Here is a 521-nt window from a genome sequence, read left to right as displayed (position 1 = left end):
TTCCGGCAAGGGTCGCGGGGGTCGCGGGCCGACGTACAGGCCGCTCGGGCGCATGCGCAGGGGGCGTTCGCCGTACTCCTCCAGGGCGTGCGCGATCCAGCCGGCGGTCCGGGAGACGGCGAAGAGGGTCTCGCCCGCCGTGTCGGGCATGCCGCAAGAGGCGGTGAAGACCGCCAGGGCGAGGTCCACGTTGGCGTGCAGCGGGGTGTGCCGTGCCGTGGTCGCGACGATGTCCCGCNNCGCGGTGCCCTGGTCGAGCACTTCGAGCAGCAGCCGGTGGGCCAGTCCGCTGGCCGCGCCGTGGAGGGGGCCCTCCAGGGCGCCCAGCCCGGCCGAGACCGCCGCGTACGCGTGCGCGCGGGCCGAGGCGGCGACCCGTACCGCGAGGGTGGAGGCGGCGAGATCGTGGTCGGCGAGCAGACCGAGCACGGTGTCCAGCACCCGCACCGAGGCGCCGTCGGCGGCTCGGCCGGTCAGCCTGTGCCACAGGCGGCGGGCCAGGGGGCCGTCGCCGGGGGCAC

Annotated in this window: 1 protein-coding gene; it reads right to left on the bottom strand. The window is 77.1% G+C overall.

Going from position 1 to position 521, the window contains the following annotated elements; translation table 11 throughout:
• The coding region (locus CCN33_RS26725; RefSeq protein WP_279628212.1) for a citrate/2-methylcitrate synthase at positions 1-521 on the bottom strand (521 nt) is incomplete at both ends.

It is taken from the genome of Streptomyces recifensis, from assembly GCF_002154615.1.
Lineage (GTDB): Bacteria > Actinomycetota > Actinomycetes > Streptomycetales > Streptomycetaceae > Streptomyces > Streptomyces griseoluteus.
Note: the sequence above shows the minus strand (reverse complement) of the source record. Positions and strands in the feature narration are given on the sequence as shown.